This is a genomic window from Methylobacterium oryzae, from assembly GCF_021398735.1.
Lineage (GTDB): Bacteria > Pseudomonadota > Alphaproteobacteria > Rhizobiales > Beijerinckiaceae > Methylobacterium.
Map to the genome: position 1 here is coordinate 2,127,829 of NZ_CP090349.1, position 20,031 is coordinate 2,147,859.

Annotated in this window: 23 protein-coding genes; 10 read left to right on the forward strand and 13 right to left on the reverse strand. The window is 67.8% G+C overall.

Annotated features, from left to right (window positions below; translation table 11 throughout):
* Nucleotides 1-140: 140 nt before the first annotated feature.
* The 3 genes from LXM90_RS10210 to LXM90_RS10220 all read left to right on the forward strand — a co-directional run bounded on the left by LXM90_RS10210 (nt 141) and on the right by LXM90_RS10220 (nt 1,894).
* Nucleotides 141-380, forward strand: coding sequence for a hypothetical protein (locus LXM90_RS10210; RefSeq protein WP_234082544.1), 240 nt, complete (start codon nt 141-143; stop codon nt 378-380).
* A 239-nt stretch (nt 381-619) separates the two neighbouring features.
* On the forward strand, nt 620-1,453 hold the full coding sequence (locus LXM90_RS10215) for a metallophosphoesterase (RefSeq protein WP_234082545.1): 834 nt from the start codon (nt 620-622) through the stop codon (nt 1,451-1,453).
* 72 nt (nt 1,454-1,525) lie between these two features.
* Nucleotides 1,526-1,894, forward strand: a complete 369-nt coding sequence (locus LXM90_RS10220; RefSeq protein WP_234082548.1) for a hypothetical protein — start codon at nt 1,526-1,528, stop codon at nt 1,892-1,894.
* A gap of 202 nt (nt 1,895-2,096) precedes the next feature.
* Here the strand turns inward: LXM90_RS10220 and LXM90_RS10225 are convergent, their stop codons facing one another.
* Genes LXM90_RS10225 through LXM90_RS10235 form a run of 3 tightly spaced genes read right to left on the reverse strand, consistent with a single transcriptional unit; the run spans nt 2,097 to nt 4,716 of the window.
* Entirely contained in the window at nt 2,097-2,588 is a 492-nt protein-coding gene (locus LXM90_RS10225) for an Lrp/AsnC family transcriptional regulator (RefSeq protein ID WP_234082549.1), read from the reverse strand.
* Between the two features lie 30 nt (nt 2,589-2,618).
* Nucleotides 2,619-3,347 (reverse strand): haloacid dehalogenase type II, encoded by a 729-nt coding sequence (locus LXM90_RS10230; RefSeq protein ID WP_234082551.1) that lies wholly within the window; start codon nt 3,345-3,347, stop codon nt 2,619-2,621.
* The gene (locus LXM90_RS10235; RefSeq protein ID WP_234082553.1) at nt 3,331-4,716 is read right to left on the reverse strand and encodes an aminotransferase class III-fold pyridoxal phosphate-dependent enzyme; all 1,386 of its coding nucleotides are present in this window, start codon (nt 4,714-4,716) and stop codon (nt 3,331-3,333) included. Before LXM90_RS10235 ends, LXM90_RS10230 begins: the two co-directional genes overlap by 17 nt.
* A 468-nt stretch (nt 4,717-5,184) precedes the next feature.
* Here LXM90_RS10235 and LXM90_RS10240 point away from each other — a divergent pair, with 468 nt between their 5' ends.
* The gene (locus tag LXM90_RS10240; protein ID WP_234082556.1) at nt 5,185-5,568 is read left to right on the forward strand and encodes an ester cyclase; all 384 of its coding nucleotides are present in this window, start codon (nt 5,185-5,187) and stop codon (nt 5,566-5,568) included.
* Between the two features lie 181 nt (nt 5,569-5,749).
* On the opposite strand, the gene LXM90_RS10245 is transcribed toward LXM90_RS10240, so the two are convergent.
* From LXM90_RS10245 to LXM90_RS10260, 4 genes are read right to left on the reverse strand one after another with little or no spacing between them, the layout of a single operon-like run.
* Entirely contained in the window at nt 5,750-6,157 is a 408-nt protein-coding gene (locus tag LXM90_RS10245; RefSeq protein ID WP_234082559.1) for a RidA family protein, read from the reverse strand.
* Entirely contained in the window at nt 6,154-7,086 is a 933-nt protein-coding gene (locus LXM90_RS10250) for an MBL fold metallo-hydrolase (RefSeq protein ID WP_234082560.1), read from the reverse strand. Before LXM90_RS10250 ends, LXM90_RS10245 begins: the two co-directional genes overlap by 4 nt.
* Nucleotides 7,087-7,116: 30 nt before the next feature.
* On the reverse strand, nt 7,117-7,902 hold the full coding sequence (locus LXM90_RS10255; protein WP_234082563.1) for a creatininase family protein: 786 nt from the start codon (nt 7,900-7,902) through the stop codon (nt 7,117-7,119).
* Between the two features lie 10 nt (nt 7,903-7,912).
* Complete coding sequence (locus tag LXM90_RS10260; RefSeq protein ID WP_234082565.1) at nt 7,913-9,283, reverse strand: MFS transporter; 1,371 nt, start codon at nt 9,281-9,283, stop codon at nt 7,913-7,915.
* Nucleotides 9,284-9,446: 163 nt separating this feature from the next.
* On the opposite strand from LXM90_RS10260, the gene LXM90_RS10265 reads away from it, so the two are divergent.
* The 4 genes from LXM90_RS10265 (at nt 9,447) to LXM90_RS10280 (ending at nt 12,470) form a co-directional block, all read left to right on the forward strand.
* A complete protein-coding gene (locus tag LXM90_RS10265; RefSeq protein WP_234082568.1) occupies nt 9,447-10,121 on the forward strand; it encodes a TetR/AcrR family transcriptional regulator in 675 nt (224 codons plus the stop codon).
* A 138-nt stretch (nt 10,122-10,259) separates the two neighbouring features.
* Nucleotides 10,260-11,174, forward strand: a complete 915-nt coding sequence (locus LXM90_RS10270; protein ID WP_234082570.1) for a LysR family transcriptional regulator — start codon at nt 10,260-10,262, stop codon at nt 11,172-11,174.
* Between the two features lie 117 nt (nt 11,175-11,291).
* On the forward strand, nt 11,292-12,038 hold the full coding sequence (locus LXM90_RS10275) for an SDR family NAD(P)-dependent oxidoreductase (protein ID WP_234082573.1): 747 nt from the start codon (nt 11,292-11,294) through the stop codon (nt 12,036-12,038).
* Nucleotides 12,039-12,071: 33 nt separating this feature from the next.
* The gene (locus LXM90_RS10280) at nt 12,072-12,470 is read left to right on the forward strand and encodes a cupin domain-containing protein (protein ID WP_234082576.1); all 399 of its coding nucleotides are present in this window, start codon (nt 12,072-12,074) and stop codon (nt 12,468-12,470) included.
* 237 nt (nt 12,471-12,707) lie between these two features.
* Here the strand turns inward: LXM90_RS10280 and LXM90_RS10285 are convergent, their stop codons facing one another.
* From LXM90_RS10285 to LXM90_RS10305, 5 genes are all read right to left on the reverse strand, one after another.
* Entirely contained in the window at nt 12,708-13,985 is a 1,278-nt protein-coding gene (locus LXM90_RS10285; RefSeq protein ID WP_020096195.1) for a cation:proton antiporter, read from the reverse strand.
* Between the two features lie 154 nt (nt 13,986-14,139).
* Nucleotides 14,140-15,000, reverse strand: a complete 861-nt coding sequence (locus tag LXM90_RS10290) for a transglutaminase family protein (RefSeq protein ID WP_020096196.1) — start codon at nt 14,998-15,000, stop codon at nt 14,140-14,142.
* Between the two features lie 48 nt (nt 15,001-15,048).
* Nucleotides 15,049-15,963: an alpha/beta hydrolase family esterase gene (locus LXM90_RS10295; protein WP_020096197.1), complete on the reverse strand. Its 915-nt coding sequence runs from the start codon at nt 15,961-15,963 to the stop codon at nt 15,049-15,051.
* Nucleotides 15,964-16,008: 45 nt separating this feature from the next.
* A complete protein-coding gene (locus LXM90_RS10300) occupies nt 16,009-16,362 on the reverse strand; it encodes a hypothetical protein (RefSeq protein ID WP_020096198.1) in 354 nt (117 codons plus the stop codon).
* A 215-nt stretch (nt 16,363-16,577) separates the two neighbouring features.
* Nucleotides 16,578-17,633: a fatty acid desaturase gene (locus tag LXM90_RS10305; protein ID WP_020096199.1), complete on the reverse strand. Its 1,056-nt coding sequence runs from the start codon at nt 17,631-17,633 to the stop codon at nt 16,578-16,580.
* A gap of 619 nt (nt 17,634-18,252) precedes the next feature.
* Here LXM90_RS10305 and LXM90_RS10310 point away from each other — a divergent pair.
* Nucleotides 18,253-18,888 (forward strand): BA14K family protein, encoded by a 636-nt coding sequence (locus LXM90_RS10310; protein ID WP_081636583.1) that lies wholly within the window; start codon nt 18,253-18,255, stop codon nt 18,886-18,888.
* Nucleotides 18,889-18,987: 99 nt separating this feature from the next.
* Here the strand turns inward: LXM90_RS10310 and LXM90_RS10315 are convergent, their stop codons facing one another.
* Nucleotides 18,988-19,284: a hypothetical protein gene (locus LXM90_RS10315; protein ID WP_128083233.1), complete on the reverse strand. Its 297-nt coding sequence runs from the start codon at nt 19,282-19,284 to the stop codon at nt 18,988-18,990.
* A gap of 353 nt (nt 19,285-19,637) precedes the next feature.
* On the opposite strand from LXM90_RS10315, the gene LXM90_RS10320 reads away from it, so the two are divergent.
* Nucleotides 19,638-19,904, forward strand: coding sequence for a hypothetical protein (locus LXM90_RS10320; protein ID WP_128083234.1), 267 nt, complete (start codon nt 19,638-19,640; stop codon nt 19,902-19,904).
* Nucleotides 19,905-20,031: the final 127 nt, after the last annotated feature.

A 20,031-nucleotide genomic window follows, 5' to 3' on the forward strand; every position in this document is an offset into this window, starting at 1 on the left:
ATCGCGGCGGGCCTGCGGGTCGACCGCATCATCCGGCAGGAGGCTTGAGGGTGCACCGCCGCTCCGGACGCCCTGCGGATGGCGCTGGAGACCGAGGCCCTGGCGCTCGCGTTCGGCCCGCTGCCATGCGGAGGTGAGCCGTGACACAGGCGTACTGGGACACCCGCATGAGGCTCTGGTCGATCCGGGAGGACGACCGCGTCGTCGGGCACGGGCCCCGCGTCCTCCTGTTCGACGTCTCCCTCGTCGTCCTCCCGGACGTCGTCTCGCGCGTCCAGGTCCGCCGAGTTCGCGAGGTCTGCGCAAGGGTCGAGGGCCAGCGCGTCATCGCCGGCCCAGGAGGCGGCGGGAGTCGGCTGCTGTTCGACCCGTTTTGCTGAAACACCTTCGTCACCGCGGAGTAATGCGTCCCGGTAACCGGGTGTCGGGTCCTGAGGCTCGAACCGAACGGCTGGGCCTGGGGCTGGCTGCTCCGCTGGGAGATGATCGCCAGTCCTGTTGAAGGGTGAGTTTTAGGCCTGCGCCCAGGGTTTCTGAAAGCATTCGCCTGTATGGTGACAGCATTCCCGACAGCAGCGAAAGCCCAGGCGCCTCCAAGCGCAGGGCCGGAGGATTCGCCATGAACGACGTGCGCCTGTGGGTCCTCTCGGACCTCCACCTCGACTTTGCCCCGCTCGATTTGACGCCGCCGGAGCACGACGTCGTTGTGGTCGCCGGAGACGTGTCGGAGCACCTCTGTCGCAGCGTGCTACCCTGGCTCGGCCGCCTCCGCGAGAGCAACGGCCGTCCCGTGGTGTACGTGCCCGGCAACCACGACTTCTACGGGGGCGCCTATCAGAAGGAGGTCGAGGAGGCGCGCGAGCTGGCGAGCGCCGCGGACGTCACGCTCCTCGTAGAGGGCGACGTCGCCGAGCATGCCAGCCTCAGGTTCATCGGGGGTACCCTCTGGACAGACTGGGACATCCGGCCGGCCGAGCGCGTACGCGCGTTCGACGAGGCGTCGAGCCGCGTCGGCGGGCTGACCGACGTCCGGGCGATCAAGTGGAGACACGGGCCCAGGGATTACAGCAAGTTCCTGCCCCGGTTCTCCGCAAGCCTGCACGTCGTGCAGCGCCGGCGGATCGAGTCTGCGCTGGCTGAGCCCTTCGATGGGCGGACGGTCGTCGTCACGCACCACGCGCCGCACGAGCGGAGCCTGCGCACGGAGGCATGGCGCGAACCCCTCGACGCGGCGTACGCGAGCGACTTATCCGCCGTGCTGAAGGGGCCGCATGCCCCGGACTTGTGGATCCACGGCCACATCCACGAGCCTCGGGACTACCGCGTCGGCGGCACGAGGATCGTCGCGAACCCGCGGGGCTACGTCACCACGTCGCCGGCGTGGCGTGGGCAGGCGGCCGCAGTGAAGGTCGAGAACCCGGGGTTCAACCCGGCCCTCGTCGTCGAGGTCTGAGCTTGGCGGTCTGCCCAGAGCCGCACTTAGGCCCTGGGCCGGCGCATGCAGTAAGTGTCAACGGAGAGTGTGATGCGTACCTTCCTTACCCTGGCCGCCATCCTGGCGGCTGGTTCGGCGGCGGCTGGCCCAATCGATCAGCCCCGCTGGCACGCCGGCACGACCGAACGCCGGGGGCACGACGAGCTGACGACGTCGCTGGCGTTCGAGCGGACCGGCGCCGGGCAATGGGCGGTCTCGGCGCGCTGCGAGACTAGAGACACACGCACCGGCCGATGGCGCGCCAAGACCGGGACGGGGGCGGCGGTCCGGAGCATGGGCCTCGTCTTGATCGACCTCGGGCGGCTGGGCAGGTTGGCCTTGAACGAGCGCTCGCAGGAAATCTTCGGGACCGCGAAGGGATGCGCCGAAGGGATCATTGACGTGGGGACGGGGGACTAGCCCGCCCGGTGTGCGAGGTCGCCACGGATCAGGCCCAGCGCGATGCCAGGCGGGGTCGACCCGAAGCCACGACCGGGGCCCAACGCCGAACTCGGCGGTCGAGGTCTCGGTGAGGAAGGAGGCGGCAGGAGCGGCCGCGCTGCTCCTTCATAGGCAGAGGGCGACTTGTGAAGCGTCTCAAGGACGTCGATGGGAGGACATTTCAATCGTCGAACAGAATTGCTTCAAGCGGAACATGGTTCTTGGCAATCGGAGATTTGATTACAATATAAGTGAAGTATTTTGCAATTCCAATCTTGCGGTCTAAAAGATTATCGATCACCTGCTGGTAGTGCGGAATTCCGCGGGTCATAAACTTTAATAGATAGTCGAAGCCGCCGCTGACTAGGTGACATTCGACGAGCTCGTTTACGCTCCGGATCGACTGCTCGAAGCGGACGAAATCCTCTCGACGATGGTCGCCGAGCGTCACGGAGGTGAAGACAAGCTGCGCCTCGCCAAGCTTGGCTAGGTTCAGGTGGGCGCCGTACCCGCTTATGTATCCGGCCTTCTCCAGCCGCTTCACGCGCGCCAGGCAAGGGCTGGGCGATAGCCCGACCTCGCTGGCGAGCGTGATATTCGTCATCCGCCCGTTCTGTTGGAGCCGGGCCAGTATGTTGACGTCGATGCGGTCGAGTTTCGGGGTTGAAAGCATGGGGCATCATCCCCGAAAATCGTCGTGGGTCTACGCCGAGCGGAGGGCTTCCTGGTGGGCCTTCACAAGATCCGCCATGCTCGTGAACCGGAAGTCGTACTCGGGCATGTCCCCCGGATGCATGGTCGCGCCGAAGCCTTCCTGGCCACTACGACGGTGAATCCAGCATCCCGCCAGGCCGGCGGCCTTCCCCGGCTTGTGGTCGTGGAACAGGCTCTCCGCCGTGTGAAGGATGTCCGCCTTCTCGACGCCCAGGCCTGGAAGCTTCTCCAGCATGTACTCGAAGTTGCGCGGGCTCGGCTTGTAGGAGCCAATGTCCTCAGCCGTGTAGATCGCGTCGAACTCGACGGCGAGCTTCTCGTTGCTCGCGGCGAAGCTCTCGTTGTCGACGTTCGACAGGATGACAAGCTTGTAATACTTCTTCAGGTACTGGAGCGCTCCGGCGCTATCCGGGAACGCCGGCCAGTTCCGGACCGAGCGACCGTAGGTGACGCACTCGTCGACGGTGACGGTGACGCCCCATTCCTCGGCCAGCCGCTTGTAGACGATGGGCAGGAGATCCCGGTAGCGCACGCCCGGCGTGTAGCGCTGCTGCGACGACTCGTGCCGGGCATGCGCCTCTAGGATCTCGTCGCGCGTCAGGGAACGCTCGACGCGGGAGGTCAGGGGCTTCAGCCCCTCGACCATGCCGCTCTCCCAGTCGATCAGCGTGCCGTAGCAATCGAAGGTGAGGGCCTTGTAGTCAGTGAGCCGTGGCATCGCGAATCTCCTTGATTTCGAGGGCTTGGTTGAGGGTCCGGCGCAGGCGTTCGACCAGCAGGTCGACGTCGTCCCGGGTGAAGCAGAGGGGCGGGGCGAACCCGATCACGTCGTCGGCGAAGGCCCGGAAGATGAGGCCGTTCTCGTAGCCGTGCTCGAAGAGCTTCGCGCCGAGGCCGACCGCCGGGTCCGGCTTGGTCTTGCGGTGCTTGTCTACGACCAACTCGACGGCGGCCAGCATCCCGCGCCCGCGGACCTCGCCGACCAGCGGATGGTCCGAGAGGCCGCCCAGGCGCTCCATCAGGTAGCGCCCGACCCGCTGGCCGTTCTCCACGAGGCCGCCCTCGGTATAGAGCTTGAGCACCTCAAGGCCGACCGCCGCGCTGACCGGGTGGGCGGAGTAGGTGAAGCCGTGACCGATGGAGGCGCCAGGCGGATTGGCGTCCGCGATGGCGCGGTAGACGGCCTCCGAGAGGATGACCGCGCCCATCGGCACGTAGCCGGAGGTCAGGCCCTTGGCCACGGTCATGATATCCGGAACCACGCCCTCATGCTCGCATCCGAACATCGGTCCGGTCCGGCCGAAACCGGTGATGACCTCGTCGGCGACGAACAGGATGTCCAGCTCGCGGCACGCCTCGCGCATGGCGCGGAGCCAGCCGTCCGGTGGGACGATCACGCCGCCCGACCCCTGGATCGGCTCGCAGAAGAACGCCGCGACGCGCTCTTGTCCGCCGAGCTCCTCCACCTTGGCACGCAGCGTCGCGACGGAGGCGGCGATGACAGCTTCCGCGGACGAGCCCGCCGGGTTGCGGTACGGATACGGCGAAGGGATGTGGTGCTGGAAGGCCGACGGGCCGTCGAAGTTCTGGTGGAAGATCGGCAGCGCCGTCAGGCCGGAGCCCGTCGAGGTCGACCCGTGGTAGCCCCGGCCGAGGGCGATCATGTGCCGCTTCTCCGGCCGTCCGGTCGCCCGGTAAAGGTTTTGAATGAAGCGAACCGCGCTGTCGACCGCGTCGGAGCCGCCGAGCGTGAAGTAGACGTGGTTCAGGTCGCCGGGCGTCAGTTCGGCGAGGCGCGCGGCGAGGCGAATCGCCGCCTCACTCCCGAAACCGAAGTAGCCCGTCGCGTAAGGCAAGCGGCGCATCTGCTCGGTGGCCGCCTGCACGACGCTCTCGTGACCGTAGCCCGCGTTGACGCACCAAAGGCCGGCGAAGCCGTCGAGCAGGGTCTTGCCGCGGTTGTCGGTGACGTAAGAGCCGGCCCCGGACTCGATGACCGTAACCCCCCGTTCCTCGTGCTGGCGCCACGCCGTTACGGGATGGATCAGGTGCCGACGGTCGAGTTCGACCAGATCGTTGGCTAGCATGGCTCTCCCTCGCCTTATCTGCCCCCATTGTCGCCGCCGCGGCCGGACACGGACGCTGAAGGATGGCTGCGGGATGGCAAGATGTGCGGAGTTCGAGACCCGCCCGGCATTTTATGCTGCCGCGCCCGGCGCCGGTTCCATCAGGCCTGGTTCGGCGACCTCGTGGGCCTGAAGGGCTCGCCCATCTCCGCAGCGGCTCGCGACAACGAACGTGGAGATCCACGCACCGCCGCGAGATTGTCGGACCTCGCCGAACAACCGGAGTTAGGGATCCCGGCGATGAGTGGGCCTGACGTTCACCGATGTCAGCGTCGGCGGCCGGGGCGACGGCTTTGCCCGGTTGCCGTACATCAAGCGGGAAGCGTTCGCGCATCCTGCCGAGATGCGCCTTCGCGCGTACGGCGGCATTGATCCCGCGGGCTGTTCGAGGCGACAACCAAGTCCCGGGTCGTTTCAAAGAGTGGACGCATGGCCGATCTCGCGCTGAACAAGGAGAACGTGGTCGCGTTCTATGAACTGATGTTCAATGACTGCCGTCCGCGCGAAGCCATCGAGCGTTACGCTGGCAACGACTACATCCAGCACAACCCGCATGTCGCCACGGGCAAGGACGGATTCATCGCTTACTTTGAGCGAATGGCGCGCGAGTGGCCGGGCAAGCGCGTAGAGGTCAAACGGGCGATTGCCGAGGGAGACTTGGTCGTGCTGCACTGCCTCCAGCACTGGCCGGGCGACAAGGATTACGCGACCGTGGACATTTTCCGTCTCGATGGGAGCGGCCGCATCGTCGAGCACTGGGATGTGCTGCAGGTCCTCCCCGAGACATCAGCCAATCTCAACGGAATGTTCTAATCGAAAGGTCTTCTTCGCCTCGGTGCAGGCAAGGGCCGGCGACAAGTGCGGGGCACGAGGGGATTGATGGCGTTCGTTATCCTGATGTGCCTCGCCGAAGGCCGGGAAGCCATCTCCGTATACAACGCCCACTCACCTACCTGCTCAGGGAACATCCCACGCTGGTCTTGAGACGGTCAGCCTACGATACCTTCGCTCGGCTCGGCGACGTCTTCGAGACTGACGTTACATGGGCCGTCACCTCGATCTCGACGTCGACCCCTCCGACCAGCTTCGCCTCCACGGTGCTGCGGGCCGGGAGGTGCGCGCCGAAATGTGCGGCGTACACGGCATTGAACCGCGGCATCAGGTCGAGGTCCGACAGCCACACGGTGCAGCGGACGACGGAGGAAAGGTCCAGCCCAAACTCCGCGAGCGACGACCGGACCGCCGCGATCACGGCCTCCGTCTGCACCTCGATGCTGCCCCGCACAGGCCTGAGGTCGTCTCCCCGCGGGGTCTGGCCGGACAGGAACAACAGGTCGCCGGCCCGCACGGCCTTGGACAGCGGCGCCGGAAGGGGCGAGGGGTAACGGACGAGCCCGGTCATGCGCCACGGCCCCGGTCGGGAGACGGCATCGAACGCAGCGGCGCGTCAGCCCCACGGAACGACCAGGCGAACCGTTCCCCATCCCGGGTCACCGTTCCGGCGGACGACCCGGCGCAATGCGAACTGAACCAAGTCAGCCCCCGCTCGGCGGCGAGATCGAGCATGCGGCCCCGGGACCGGCGCGCCTCTTCGGGTGCCTCGCAGAACATCGAGCTCAAGTCCGGGCGGGCGACCTGCACCGGGTGATGCAGCACGTCGCCAGCGAACAGCGCTTCCCGCCCTTCCGCTCGGAAGATGATCGACATGTGGTCCCGGCTGTGCCCCGGGGTGGGTAGGTAGGTGAAGCCGGACAGCACCTCGCCACCCTCCGGCGGCACGAACTCCGCGAGACCCGCCTCGACGACGGGCAGGACGCTGTCGGCGAACATGTCGTGGTTCGGGCGCGAACGGCCCCCCGGCGCCGTGAACAATTCGTACCCAAGGCGAGGCATAAGGGTGCGCGCGTTGGGGAAGGTCGGCACCCATCCGTCCGGACCGGGCACGGTGTTCCAGCCGACATGGTCGGTGTGCAGGTGGGTCAGCAGGACGTGTGTGACGTCGTCCGGCCGCGCTCCCGCAGCGGCGAGCCGGTCGAGCCAAGGCGTGTCGAGCCTATCGAACAGCGTCGACGCCCGATGCTTGCCGTTGCCGACGCCGGAATCGACCAGCACGGTCATGGCCCCGACCCGGACGAGCCACGAGTGGATGGATAGGGGCAGGTGGCCGCCGTCACCGCCCAAGGTTCTCGATCCGTCTCGATGCGGCGGCAGCGCGGCCGGCTCGTAACCCGGCAGGAGCTTGCCAGCCGGAAAGTCGGCGATGATCTCCGGGATCTTCGTCACGCTCGCATCGCCGACCCGATAGGGCGCGGGTATCTCATTCGCGCTCATGGTGCCCTCCGTCCGTCCGCGGTGACACCGTCACGCCCAGGGTTCGCCGGCCCGCAAGCGGTCGGCGAGCGCCCCGGCGCAGGCATCGAGCAAGGCCTCGCCCTTGTTCGCGGTGGCCCGACGAGCGTCCCCGGCGACACCGCCGGGCGAGACATCCTCCCAAGCGCGCACCCGCCGGAGCGTCGGCAGCAGCGAGGCCGCCACGTCGAACGCCGGCCCGTGCGCCTCGGGAAGGCGCGCCGCGTCGACGAGGTCGGGGGCGAGCGCCATCATCATCGCGGTCTCGCCCTCGCAGGCGTGCATCACGTTGGCCTGGTCTTCCAGGATGCCCGCCACCGCGTCGGCGGCCTCGACGAAATACGTCACCGTAGCGATTGCCGCGTCGAGCTCGCGTGTCAGTTCCACGGCGAGCGCCGACAGCGCGGCGATGTTGCCGCCGTGGCTGTTGACCAGCACGATCCGGCGGAAGCCCGCCCCCAGGATCGACCGGCACAGGTCGCGCAACAGGGCATGGTAGGTGGACAGGGATAGGGTGAAGGTGCCGCCGAAGGCCACGTGATGCTCGGCCAACCCGCACCAGAGCGTGGGGGCGACGACGGCCGGGTGGTCGGGCGCGAGACGTTCGGCGGTCCGGTGGCAGATTGCGGTGCCGAGGAAGTCGTCGACGCCGGTGGGGATGTGCGGCCCGTGCTGCTCGGTGGAGGCCACCGGCAGCAGCACGACGGCGTCCCGGCGGGCTAGGTCGTTCAGGGCCTCGGCCGACAGGCGGCTCCAGGCCACCTCGGGCCGCGGGGTGGGGGCGGTCGACTCGGTCATCACGGTCTCCTCAGGCACGGGTCGCCAGCGCCGCTTCTGGCCCGGCGTCATGTGCCAGGGACGGCGGCGCTTCGGCGGCGTTGGCGGCCACGCAGGTGCGGTAGGCGCGGAGCCCCGCAAAGGAGGCCATCGCGGCGAGGATGGCCAAGGCCGGCGCGCCGACAGCGAGGGCGCGCCATAGCAGCGCCTCGTCGCCGAACGCTCGGTCCGTGAGCAGCGCGAACACGGTCGGGCCGAGGGACAGGCCGAGGCCGTTGAAGACGAACAGGTAGACCGCCGAGGCGGTGCCGCGCATCCGTGCTGGGGCGAGTTCCTGCACGCCCGTCGAGCCGGTGGTCGAGATCGCCGCAGTGAAGACGATCATCCCCCCGGCCAGGACGAGCGCGAGCCCCGGCGTCGCTGCGTGGGGAAAGGCGGCGGCGAACGGCAGGGCGCCGAGCGCCGCGAACCCGGTCACCCGCAGGCGCGCGTCGGTGCGCCCGGCCTTGATCAGGCGGTCGGAGATCACCCCTCCCGCGAGGACCCCCACCGTCCCGGCCACGACGGTGACCAGGCCGAACCACAGGCCGCCCTGGGCGATCGGCAGGCCGTAGGTCCGGCGTAGGAACTCGGGCACCCAGGCCCCGGTGCCGTAGAACAGCATGGCCAGCAACGTGCTCGCCGCGTGCTGCGTCGTGAAGGCGAACCAGTGTCGGCGGTAGTGGGCCACGACCTGCGACAGGCCGGGTGCCTCCGAGGCCGGCGCGGTCCGGCCCCTCGCACGCGCGGACCGCCGAGGCTCGAACAGCGACAGGACGAACGGAATGACCAGCAGGCCGGGCGGGCCGATCAGCAGGAACACTACCTGCCACGTGCGCACGGCGCCGACGAGGGGCGCCTCGACCGCGGAGATACCGTCGAAGGCGTGGACGATGGCGCTGCCCGCCACCAGTGCCAGCCCGGTGCCGACATAGGCCGAGACCGCGAACACCGCGAAGGCCAGCCCGCGCCGGTGCGGGGGGAACCAATCGCCGAGCAAGGAGACGACCACGGGGGTGCCGGTGGCCTCGCCGATGCCGACGCCGGAACGCGCGAGCGCGAGTTGCGGGAAGGAACGGACGAAGCCGCACATGAAGGTGCAGCCGCACCAGAGGGTGAGCCCGGCCGCGAGGAGGGCGGGGCGGGAGACGCGGTCCACCAAGCGGCCGATGGGCAGGCCGGCGACGGCGTAGGCCAGGGCGAAGCCAAGGCCGATGACGAGGCTGACCTCCGTGTCCGACATGCCGAGATCGGCCTTGATCGGGGCGATGAGCAGGCTCAGCGCCTGGCGGTCGACGAACGAGAAGATCTGCACCACGAACAGGACGGTGACGCCGTACCATGCCACCGCAGGGCGCGGCATTGCGGGCGAGACTTCGCCGACGGCAGGACCAGGAACGGGATGGTGTAGGGACATGGCGGCCTCCCGGATCGGGGGCAACCGCGCGTCTTCGATGCGGCGCGGTTCACCCGATGGGATGGACGTGATATGTGTACTTTACAGTAAAGTAAAGTGAGGGCGACGAATGGCGCGACGCGGCACGGTTACAGGGGGTGATGCGGAGGGCGCGGCGGTCGCTTCCGGTGCGGATACCTCGACCGCGATCCTGGACGCCGCACGCCGGCTGTTCCTCGATGCCGGATACGACGGGGTCAACCTCGATCAGGTCGGCCGCGCCGCGGGGGTGTCCCGCCAGACGGTGTACAACCAGTTCGGCAGCAAGGACGCGGTGTTCCGCGCGGTGGTGGACCGGCATTGGGAGGCCATCCGCACCGAGGTTGCGGCGGTGTCCGCCCCGTCGCTGGACTTGGCCGCCGATGCCGAGGATGTGCTGCGCCGCATCGCGCGATCCCTTCTGCGCTTCGTCCACGAGACGGACCAGATCGCGTTCACGCGCTTGGTGATCGCGGAGTCCCGCCACCTGCCCTGGATCGCCGAGGCGTTCTACCAGGCAGGCAAGGCGCCGCTCGTGGCGGCGTTCGCGGCGGTGCTGGCGGAGTTGACGGAACGCCGCCTCCTGGCGTGCGACCGACCCGAGTTCGCGGCGCGCCAGTTCATGGGGTTGATCCAGGAGTTCGTGATCTGGCCGGGTGTCATGGGGGTCAAGGGCGGCGTGCGGGGCGCCGCGAACGACCCCGTCGTTGTCGACGAGGCGGTGGCTGTGTTCCTCGCCCGATACGGGGTCAAACAGCCGTCGTAGGCGACGACCGAGAACGGCCGTAAGCGGAGTAGGCGCTTCGGAGAGCCGCCGCGGGAAAAGCGATGGTCTGTAAACGACCCAACCCGGTCATGACGCGATACGGATTGCTTTCCCGCTAGCAGACATTTCACTGCCCCGATGCGGATTAATCGAGCCGAACTGGCCGACCTCGGGACGTTCCTGACCATCGCGCGCCACCGCAGCTTCCGGAGGGCGGGCCTGGAACTTGGCGTCAGCGCCTCTGCGCTCAGCCACGCGCTCAAGGCGATGGAGGCGCGCCTCGGCGTCCGCCTCCTAAACCGCACCAGTCGCAGCGTCACGCTGACCGCGGCGGGCGAGGATCTGCTCGCATCACTGGACGCTCCGTTCGCGGCGATCGGTTCCGCGCTCGATATTCTCAACCAGCACCGAGAGCCGACGAAGGCGACGGGGCGCATCCGCCTCAACGTGCTCGAACATGCTAGCACGTTGCTGCTCGCCCCTGTGCTGCCTCTCTTCCACCAGCGCCACCCGCAGGTCGAGATCGACGTTCGCGTGTCCAACGATCTGCTCGACGTCGTGGAGGCCGGAGCCGATGCGGGCATCCGATACGGCGGAACGGTCCCGCAGGACATGGTGGCGCAGCGCCTGTCAGCCGATCTGCGCTGGGTCGTGGTCGGCGCTCCAGCTTATCTCGATCGGAATGGGACGCCCGATCATCCGCGCGCCCTCGCAGACCACCAATGCCTGCGCATCCGCCTCGGCGACGAGAGCCTCTACCGGTGGGAGTTCGAGAGGAAGGACGAGGCCATCGCGCTCAACGTCCCAGGCGCGGTGACGCTCGACAACACGCAGTTTGCCCTGTCGCTCGCGGCGGCGGGTGGTGGCCTCGCCTACCTCCCGGAGGCGTGTGTCGGCCCCTCGGTCGCCCGCGGCGAACTTCGCATCGTCCTGGCAGAATGGGCTCCTGTAGGATCGGGCTTCCACCTCTACTATCCCGGTCGTCGCCAACTGCCGACGGGATTGCGGCTCCTCATCGATCTAATCCGCGAGGCAAAGCCGCTCGGATTGTAGAGGCCACCCGTTCCGACGATGAGCAGCGCTCATCGTTCCGTTGAGGGGCGAACGGCTGATCAGCGACCGGGACAATGTCTACGTCCGGCCCAACGAATTCAGCCGAGGGATCTAGACATGCGCCGTTTCACCGGGAAAGTCGCCTTCATCACGGGTGCGGCCAGCGGCATCGGCCGCGCCGCCGCCATCGCATTTGCGCGGGAAGGCGCGCGAGTGGCGATCACCGACCGGACCGAGGCTGGGCTCGATCAGCTTCGCGCCGAGATCGAAGCGGAGGGCGGCGAGGCGCTTGCGATCCGGTGCGATGTGTCGGTGCCGGAGGACGTCGAGGCGGCGGTCACCAAAGCCGTCGAGCGGTTCGGCCGCATGGACTGCGCCTTCAACAATGCCGGTGTTGAGAACAGGGCCGCTCCTGTCCACGAGATCGCCCTTGACGAGTGGGACCGCATCCTCGGCATCAATCTGCGCGGCACATTCGTGTGCATGAAGCACGAGATTGCGCAGATGCTGCGTCAGGGCAGCGGCGTGGTGGTCAATACGTCGTCCGGCGCGGGCATCAGGGGCGTGGCGGGCGGCGCGAGCTACGCCGCCTCCAAGCACGCCCTCATCGGCCTCACCAAGTCGGCCGCCCTCGATTATGCCAAGGCGAACATCCGGGTGAATGCCGTCCTGCCCGGAAACATCGAGACGCCGATGATGGATCGCTTCACGGGCGGCGACATTCAGAAGGCGATCAACCTTGAGCCGGTCGGGCGGCTTGGCAAGCCCGAGGAGATCGCGGAAGCCGTCCTGTGGATGTGCTCGGACCTCGGGGCGTTCGTGACCGGCGCATCGATCTCGGTCGATGGCGGCTGGTCGCTCTGAGCGGCGTTTTCAGGACGACGGAGGAAAGATCGCATGGACATCAAGCGCAGCGGAAGCCAGCCTTCGGGCCAAGGACCGTCCGAGTGGTTCACCGGCACGGTGCGGATCGATCCGCTCCACAGCGCACCTGATCCTGCCCGCGTCGCGATGGCGAGCGTTACCTTCGAGCCGGGCGCACGGACGGCGTGGCACACGCACCCGCTTGGCCAGACGCTGATCGTCACGTTCGGACGCGGGTGGGTTCAGCGCGAGGGCGGTCCGATCGAGGAAATCGCGCCGGGCGACGTCGTTTGGTTCGAGCCGAACGAGAAGCATTGGCATGGGGCCACCGCGACCACAGCAATGGCGCACGTCGCAATCCAGGAGCGTCTCGACGGCAAGGCCGTGACTTGGATGGAGCAGGTCACCGAAGGACAGTACTCCGGGTCCTGAGCTTGAGCCGCAAGGTCCGCTTTCGGCGACACGACGCCTGGAGCGGACCAGCGGCTTTCCACCCATCTGAGACGTTCGTCCGGGCACCGGGCGACGGCAGATGCTGGCCGTAAGCCGCCGGTCCGATTTGGAGAAGGTTGGGCGGAGAAGCAGACGGACCCCGACCATCGGACACTCTGAAGGCAGCGGGTTGACGGTCGGCGCAGAAGGCGGCGTGGTTCCGGGGCGGCTTCATCGTCATGGTAACGTAAACTGCAAGTCGGGCTGTGAGCTGTCCGTCTTACGGCCTATCCGGCGGTCGACCAGACGCTGGGTCGGTGTGACCGTGACGCCATGCATGAGGATCGAGATCAGAACCGTCAGACCGGCCGTGGCCCATAGAAGGTCCGCGTGCTCAAACGGGGCATGTCCGCAAGCATAGCCGAGATAGAAGGCGGTCCCGAGCCCTCGGATGCCAAAGAAGCTCACGACTGCGCGCTCTTCCAGCGCTCGGGCACTCCCCAGCATGCCAATCCACCCGCTTAGGGGACGAACGACCAGCAGGGCGAGCAGGGCAAAAACGACGGCTTGCCAAGTGAGAGCCTGGAGAAGGCCTCCACCGATGAGTACGGCGCCGAAGCCGACCAGCAGCACCATCATCATGAGGCGTTCCAGTTCCTCGACGTAGTCGTGCATCTTGCGATGATAGGCATGCCCCCGGCTCGAGGAGCGGAGCGCCAGGGCCGCGGCGAACACGCCGATGAAGCCGTAGCCGTCGACCGCCTGGACGACACCGTAGGCAAGGCATGTCACGCCCAGGGCCACGAAGCCGTCGCCGGTCCGGGAGAGCTTCGACAGGTTCGGGAGGTGAAAGGTCAGCCAGCCGAGCCCCGGGCCGATGACCGCCCCGAGCACGGCCCCCACTGCGATCTTCCAGAAAACGTCCACCGCCAGCCAGTGCGACCAAGACAGGCCGGCTAGGCCGCCTCCTGCAGCGAGCGCGATGGCCAGGTTCACGAACGGGAAGGCGAGGCCGTCGTTGAGCCCGGCCTCGGAGGTCAGGGCGAAGCGCGGCTCGTCCTCGTGGTCCCCGGCCGGGTGGCCGACCTGGACGTCGGACGCGAGCACCGGATCCGTGGGCGCCAGGGACGAACCCAGCAGCAACGCCGCGGCGACCCCGAGTCCGAGCAGGGTTGAAGCCAAGGCCGTCAGGGCCAGGATCGTCAGCGGCATCGCGATGCCGAGCAGCCGCCACGTCACAACCCAGCGTTTCCAGCCGATGAGCCGGTCGATCTTCAGGCCTGCACCCATGAGCGAGATGACGACGACGGCCTCGGTGGCGTGCTCGATGAGCTTCAGGTGCAGGCTCGGGTGGGGCGTGAGGTCGGCCACAGCCGGGATTGCGGAGAGAGCGGCGCCGATGCCGACGCAGCAGATGGGCAGGGACAGGGGGAGCGCCCGGAGCACCATCGGCAGCCATGCCGTCAGAAGCACCAGGACACCAAACCCGGCGACGACAAGGACATAGGTTTCCATTAGAAGGTGAACCGTGCCCGGGCCCGGCTCGTTCCTAATTCTGCCGCGTCCTCGACGCTCGGTCCGACATGGCCTTACGGATCGCAGCGACGCTGTCCGGCACGCCGCCGGCGCCGCGATGAGCCAATCCCCGCCTCCGGCCCGAGCCGGCGCGTCATGCCGAAACCGCGACGGAGACGGCCATGTCGCGGAAGGCGTCGGCGGGCCCGATGAAGCTGCCCGTCACCGGCATGGCTTGGCGGATGTCGCGCGCCACGGCGACCGGCATCAGATTGGCACCGCCCACGCCGCGATTGGTCGGATCGAAGGTCACCCAGCCGGCGCCCGGCAGGTAGACCTCCGCCCAGGCGTGGGTGGACCCGGCATCGGCCGATCCGAGCAGGCTGCGCGTGGGGTCGTGCAGATAGCCCGACACGATCCGTGCGCCGAAGCCGAGGCTCCGGACGGCCTCGACGAAGAGCGTGGCGAGATCCCGGCAGGAGCCCTGGCCCGACGACAAGGTCTGGTCCGGCGTCTGCGTGCCCGCATCCTCCCGGGCATGATAGGTGATGCCGCTGCCCACACCGGCATTGATGTCCTTGAGGAGCGACAGGGTGTCGGTCGGGCAGCCCGCCACAAAGCCCTGGGCCCAGGATTGCAGGCGCCCCCCATCCGGGTACTGGCGCATCGTCAGGGCGCCGAGATCCGTCCATTCGTCATCGGCGTAGCGGAAGGGAAACGCGATGGCCGTGGCGGCGATGTCGAAGACCGGATAGGCGGAAGCGGACAGCGCGATGTGGACCCGGCTGTCGATGACGAGGCTGTCGGACGATGTCGCGAAGCTGGCCGTCGCGACGGCGTTCCCGGCCACGTCGTAGGCCCAGGTCAGCGTCGCGTCCGGCGTCACCCGGACGTCGCTCGAGAGCAGCCGCAGGTCCCGGGTCTCCCGCGGTCGCAGCATCAGCCGGTGCGGTCCGAGCCCGACCGGCTGGCTGTAGCGATACGTCGTCCGGTGGTGGATGCGGAGATCGACCAAGATGCGCTCCTCATGAACCAATTCGGTCTCGCGCCTCCGGGACGCGCGTCATTGTCGGTGCGCGCGCGGCTGTTTGGCTTGCGACAGGAAGAAGCGCAGCATCTCGCGGCTGGCATCGGGGCCGCTCGGATCAGTGTGCGAGCCGGCCGGGTGGCCGCCGGCCCAGGCGTGGTCCGCGCCGTGCAGGACCCAGTGCTCCGCGGACCACGGGCCACCCGGTTCGGTCAGGACCGTCCGCGTATACGCCATCCCGCCCTCCGAGCGTCCCGCGACGGTGGCGCCGGTCAGCCGTCCCTCGGGCCGCGCCTGGGCGAGGGCTTGGTCGCCGTTGACGGGCGAGACGGTCGTATCCCTGTCTCCGTGAAAGACGATGGTCGGCACCGGCTGCACGGCCTGTACCGGCTGGAGCAGGGCACCCCGACGCATCGTGGAGAAGGCGGCCGACATCGAGCCGGCCGAACCGCACGCCAGTCCGGAATGGATGCCGACGGCCGCGTAGAGATCCGGATACATCATCGCCAGGACCGCGGCGGCCGCGCCGCCCGAGGACAGACCGGCGACGTAGACCCGCGATGGGTCGACGTTGAACGCGGCCATGATCGCACGCGTCAGGCCGGCGACGATCGACGGCTCGCCGCTGCCGCGTCTCTGATCCTTGTCCCTGAACCAGTTCCAGCTCTTGGCGAGGTTGGCCGAGCGCGGCTGGTCGGGATAGGCGACGAGGAAGCCCTGCGCCTCCGCCAGCACGTCCATCCGCGTGCCGATGGCGAAGTCGCGCGCTGTCTGCGAGCAGCCGTGCAGCATCACCACCAGCGGAAGCGGAGCCCCCGCGTATCCGGACGGAACGAACAGGTCGTAGTCCCGGCTTCCGGCGACGTTGCTGAACCGGCGCGCCAACGCACGCGGCCGGTCGATGGCCAACTTCGACGGGCTCGAAGGGATGGTCCCGAGGTTCTGGCTCATCGCGGCGCTTTCGTGGGAGGCTCTGCCGGCTTCGATCGGGTCCGGCTACGGCAACGCGCCGATCATGCCCTTGACCTCGCTCATGGTGTTCTCGCACGCCCTCTTGTCGCCGCGCCTGTCCTCGTCGGCGGCCCGGACGATGAGGGTCTTGGCGTGCGCCACGCGCTCGGGCGTCGAGACCAGGATGGGATCACTCGGAGCATCGAGGCGGGCAGCCTGTACGCCCCGGGGCGATCCGGTTCGAAGGGCGTGACCCGCCTGCAGGCCGGTCACCTGGATGGCACCGGCGCTGTCGAGGCGCCGCTCGATGGTGCCGATCTGCTCGGCGCAGGACGATGCCAACGCCGGCAACGGCGCGAGGGCGGCGAGAATCGTGAGAGTGGTCGGGACGAAGCGCATCGGGGGTTGAGACTTTCCACGGGGTGGCAGCATCCAGGACCCGCTCGGCGAGCGCGTAACCCGATGCCGTCCCTCACCGGTCGGTGCGAGGGTAGCAGTGGGACAACCCGTGCATCGGTCACTTGTTGCACCGCAACATGAAACGCTGGGCAGGCCCGCGTCCGAAGGCGTCTCCGCCGAAGACCGGGCCTGTGGGGCCGTCCGTGACGCCGCCCTCAGGCCGGGCAAAGCACCCGCAGGCGCGAGAAGCCCACGAGCCTGCGGGCGTCCTCATCCCAGAGTGCCAATCCGAGGCAACGCAGGCTGTCGCGCAGGGTCAGCCGTCCGACCTGCCCGAGCATCGCGTGGCCCTCCAGACAGGCCTGGAGCCGGTAGTTGGGGATGCGGCTGTTCAGGTGATGGACGTGATGCAGGCCGACATTGCCGGTGAACCATTGCAGCACGCGCGGCAGGACGTAGTACGAGCTGCCGCCCAGAGCCGCGCGGTGGAAGTCCCAGGCTTCGCCGTCCTCCCAGACGGTCCCCTCGTACTGGTGCTGGACGTAGAACAGCCAGCCCCCGATCCACGCGGCCACGCTGACCGTCGGCAGGACCATCCAGAGCACCGGCCCGATCCCGCCGGACGCGACGGCGAGCGCCCCTAGGAGGACGGTCAGGCCAAGGTCGAGGGCGAGCACGTCCCGCCACGCCGTTCGCCACGGGAGCCCGACGCCGAAGGGCATCCGCTGCAGGACGAGAAAGTTCAGGGGCGAGCCGAGGACGATCAGGATGAACGGGTTGCGGTAGAGGCGGTAGCGCAGACGACCCCAAGGCGGCAGCACGAGATACTCGCGCACGGTGAGGGTGTGGACGTCCCCCGTGCCACGGCGGCTGAGGTCGCCCGTGGAGGCATGGTGCAGCGCGTGCGCCCGCTTCCAGCTGTCGTAGGGCGTCAGCGTCAGCAGGCTGAGGGCCCGGCCGAGCCAGTCGTTGGCCGGACGCGAAGACAGGAAAGAGCCGTGCCCGCAATCGTGCTGGAGAATGAACAGCCGCACGAGCAGGCCGCCGGCCGGCACCGCGAGGGGGAGGACGAGCAGGCCGTGGCCCTGCACGGCGCCCCATACCATGAGAGCGCAGAGGGCCAGGTAGGGCAGCAGGGTGTTGGCCAGTTGCCGAAGGGCAAGCCTGAGATCAGGCTCGCGGAAGGTGGCGCAGTGCCGGGCGACCTCGCGCGCGAGCGCCGCGACGTCGATCCGAGTAGGCCCGTCCTCGTCCCGACCGTCCGGGACCAAGTTTGATGCGTCCTGTATCACGGCTGGCCGGCAATCCTGTGCGGTGATGGGGAAACAAGGCGGTCCGGGTGTGGACTCGGAACCCATGGTCCGTCGCCAGCGGCTGGCAGCGACATCCCGCCCGGATCCGGTGAGGGATGTGGCGGCTGTCGTGGCGACAGCCGAAAAGCTGCCTCAATAAAGCCCTTAACGGGCATAATACGAAAATGTTCATTTTCAAAACTGCGTCATATGACGCTATTATTGTTATGCATTGGAATCTCACGTCCACCGGATGGGCTGATCTTCCGTGCGCGCACCGGCTTCATCCCGGCGACGCACGTGTCAGTCCTGTTACGGCACCTGCCGGCGCCCTTGAGGCGTGGAACAGCTTCGGTCGCGCTCGCCCGGAGCGGGCAACGGCAGGGGTGCGACCCGGGGCAATCGGACGACGCGCCCGTCGGAAGAGACACTGTTCCGACGGGTCCGCCGCGTCGAGACCGCCGTCCCGCAGATCGAGTGCGTCTTTTCCGATATTTTTGCGGACCGATCGAATATGGACATAATGTAGCATGCCCAATCTCCCGCATGGCTCGTTGTCATAATGGAAGAAATATTTATCGTTGATTGGCAGAAAACAATGAAAAAGGCGATCATGATGGCGACCGCTGCGCTTGGTGCGCTGGTCATACTTCCGGTCGGCGCCGATGCGCGCAGTGGCTTCGGTGGTGGAGGCGGGTTCCACGGTGGCGGTTTCGGGGGCGGCAGCTTCCGGGGCGGCGGGTTCGGCGGCGGAGCTGGTCGCGGCTTCGGAGGCGGACTTGGCGGCAATCGCTTCGGCGGCGGTCTGGCAGGCGGCCGCTTCGGTGGACGCGAAGGCCTCGGGGGCGGCGGAATCCGCGGAACGGGCTTCGCCGGCAATCGCGGGTTTGGGGGCCGGGGCTATGGCTATGGGGGTCGGGGCTACGGGGGTCGGGGCTTCGGCTATGGCGGCCTGGGGCTCGGCGTCGGTCTGGGCCTCGCCGGAGCGGGATTAGGCTATGGCTACGGCGGCTTCGACGACGGCTACTATGGCACGGAGTACGGGTCTGCCGGATACGGCGGATACGGGGGCGGCTATGCCCCGGCCGGCTACGGGCAGGGATACGGTGCCGTCGAGACGGAGGTGGCGCCGGCAGGCGAGTCGGTCAACTACTGCGTTCAGCGTTTCCGGTCGTACGACCGTCGCAGCGGCACGTATCTGGGCAATGATGGCCAGCGCCATTCCTGCCCGTAACGCCCCGCGGCGAGCCTGACAGGATACGACAGGAGGGCCCCTAGCCGCGCAGGCTGCGGGGCCCTCAGCGCGCGCAACCCCGGCTGGATTCCGGACGCCTCAGGCACGTCGGAGATAGCGCGAGTGATCCGCCCGAGCCTTCCGCGCGGATTGACGCTTCAGGACATCCGGCGTGAGGTCGCTCGCATCGCCGAGGAGTCGTCGACCGGAGGTGATCACCTGAAGGGTCTGCCGATCCGCGCCCGTCGTCCAGGCGGCCTGTTCCAGGTGCTGCAACCGGGTGATGATGTCCACACGGTCTTCGGTCGCGCGACCGAGTTGTGCTGTCACCAAAACCGTGACGAGGTGCTGGAGGGTGCTCGATCCGTCGTGGTCACGCTGATGAGTGGCTGTCACGTCGCTGCTCCTTCGTGTCTAGCCCCTGCAACATGTCCCAAGCGGCGATACAAATACTTCAACATAAATTGTACTGCGCCGCGATTTTATTCCATCTTTTGATACAAATCCGAAATACGCGCGGCCATTGCTTATGCAGCCTAAAGAAAATCGCGGCGCAAATCTCTAAACCACGGAACATTGCGGCACCGAAGAGCTTCATCAAGAGCGGAACGTTTTCTGGTTGATCCGCTGCAGTCTCTGGAGCAGGAGACCGCGGACCCATCGGCGCCTCGTCATCAGCCGGATCTGTCCGCCCGCCGTTCGGGCAGCGGAGACCGCTGCCGGTACTTCCTTCATCGACAGGAAATCTTATGAAGCGACTGCTCCTAGCGATCGCGACCTTGGCCGCTGCGGCACCGGCTCTGGCGCAAGAATCGTCTTATCGCGATCCCGACGCGACGGGATCAATCATCTCAACACAGCCCAACAACACGGGTGGCGGTAACGACATCACGGCCTCCCGAGTCGGGACCGGCGTCGACACGCTCAGCAGCAGCTCGGCCGCAGGCGGGAATGTCAGCCGCCCCGAGCTTGGCGCGCCCAACAGCAGCGGCGGCTCCAGCAACAATGGCGGCTGAAGCGCCCGGCGCCGAACGGGCCGCCGGTCCAGCGTAAGCGAGCATGCCCGTTCGGGACTCGGAGCCGTTCCCGCGAGCGATGCGACCGGGAGAGGCCCTGGTCTGCCGCGGTCGAAGGCCTCGGCTC

Excerpts from the sequence above, each read along its gene's own strand:
- LXM90_RS10255 (WP_234082563.1), bottom strand. The coding sequence starts at position 7,902 with ATGACCGAGTCGACCGCCCCCACCCCGCGGCCCGAGGTGGCCTGGAGC.
- LXM90_RS10240 (WP_234082556.1), top strand. The coding sequence starts at position 5,185 with ATGGCCGATCTCGCGCTGAACAAGGAGAACGTGGTCGCGTTCTATGAA.
- LXM90_RS10285 (WP_020096195.1), bottom strand. The coding sequence starts at position 13,985 with ATGGAAACCTATGTCCTTGTCGTCGCCGGGTTTGGTGTCCTGGTGCTT.
- LXM90_RS10250 (WP_234082560.1), bottom strand. The coding sequence starts at position 7,086 with ATGAGCGCGAATGAGATACCCGCGCCCTATCGGGTCGGCGATGCGAGC.
- LXM90_RS10310 (WP_081636583.1), top strand. The coding sequence starts at position 18,253 with ATGAAAAAGGCGATCATGATGGCGACCGCTGCGCTTGGTGCGCTGGTC.
- LXM90_RS10215 (WP_234082545.1), top strand. The coding sequence starts at position 620 with ATGAACGACGTGCGCCTGTGGGTCCTCTCGGACCTCCACCTCGACTTT.
- LXM90_RS10230 (WP_234082551.1), bottom strand. The coding sequence starts at position 3,347 with ATGCCACGGCTCACTGACTACAAGGCCCTCACCTTCGATTGCTACGGC.
- LXM90_RS10245 (WP_234082559.1), bottom strand. The coding sequence starts at position 6,157 with ATGACCGGGCTCGTCCGTTACCCCTCGCCCCTTCCGGCGCCGCTGTCC.
- LXM90_RS10270 (WP_234082570.1), top strand. The coding sequence starts at position 10,260 with ATGCGGATTAATCGAGCCGAACTGGCCGACCTCGGGACGTTCCTGACC.
- LXM90_RS10300 (WP_020096198.1), bottom strand. The coding sequence starts at position 16,362 with ATGCGCTTCGTCCCGACCACTCTCACGATTCTCGCCGCCCTCGCGCCG.
- LXM90_RS10275 (WP_234082573.1), top strand. The coding sequence starts at position 11,292 with ATGCGCCGTTTCACCGGGAAAGTCGCCTTCATCACGGGTGCGGCCAGC.
- LXM90_RS10295 (WP_020096197.1), bottom strand. The coding sequence starts at position 15,963 with ATGAGCCAGAACCTCGGGACCATCCCTTCGAGCCCGTCGAAGTTGGCC.
- LXM90_RS10280 (WP_234082576.1), top strand. The coding sequence starts at position 12,072 with ATGGACATCAAGCGCAGCGGAAGCCAGCCTTCGGGCCAAGGACCGTCC.
- LXM90_RS10260 (WP_234082565.1), bottom strand. The coding sequence starts at position 9,283 with ATGCCGCGCCCTGCGGTGGCATGGTACGGCGTCACCGTCCTGTTCGTG.
- LXM90_RS10235 (WP_234082553.1), bottom strand. The coding sequence starts at position 4,716 with ATGCTAGCCAACGATCTGGTCGAACTCGACCGTCGGCACCTGATCCAT.
- LXM90_RS10265 (WP_234082568.1), top strand. The coding sequence starts at position 9,447 with ATGGCGCGACGCGGCACGGTTACAGGGGGTGATGCGGAGGGCGCGGCG.
- LXM90_RS10220 (WP_234082548.1), top strand. The coding sequence starts at position 1,526 with ATGCGTACCTTCCTTACCCTGGCCGCCATCCTGGCGGCTGGTTCGGCG.
- LXM90_RS10320 (WP_128083234.1), top strand. The coding sequence starts at position 19,638 with ATGAAGCGACTGCTCCTAGCGATCGCGACCTTGGCCGCTGCGGCACCG.
- LXM90_RS10225 (WP_234082549.1), bottom strand. The coding sequence starts at position 2,588 with ATGCTTTCAACCCCGAAACTCGACCGCATCGACGTCAACATACTGGCC.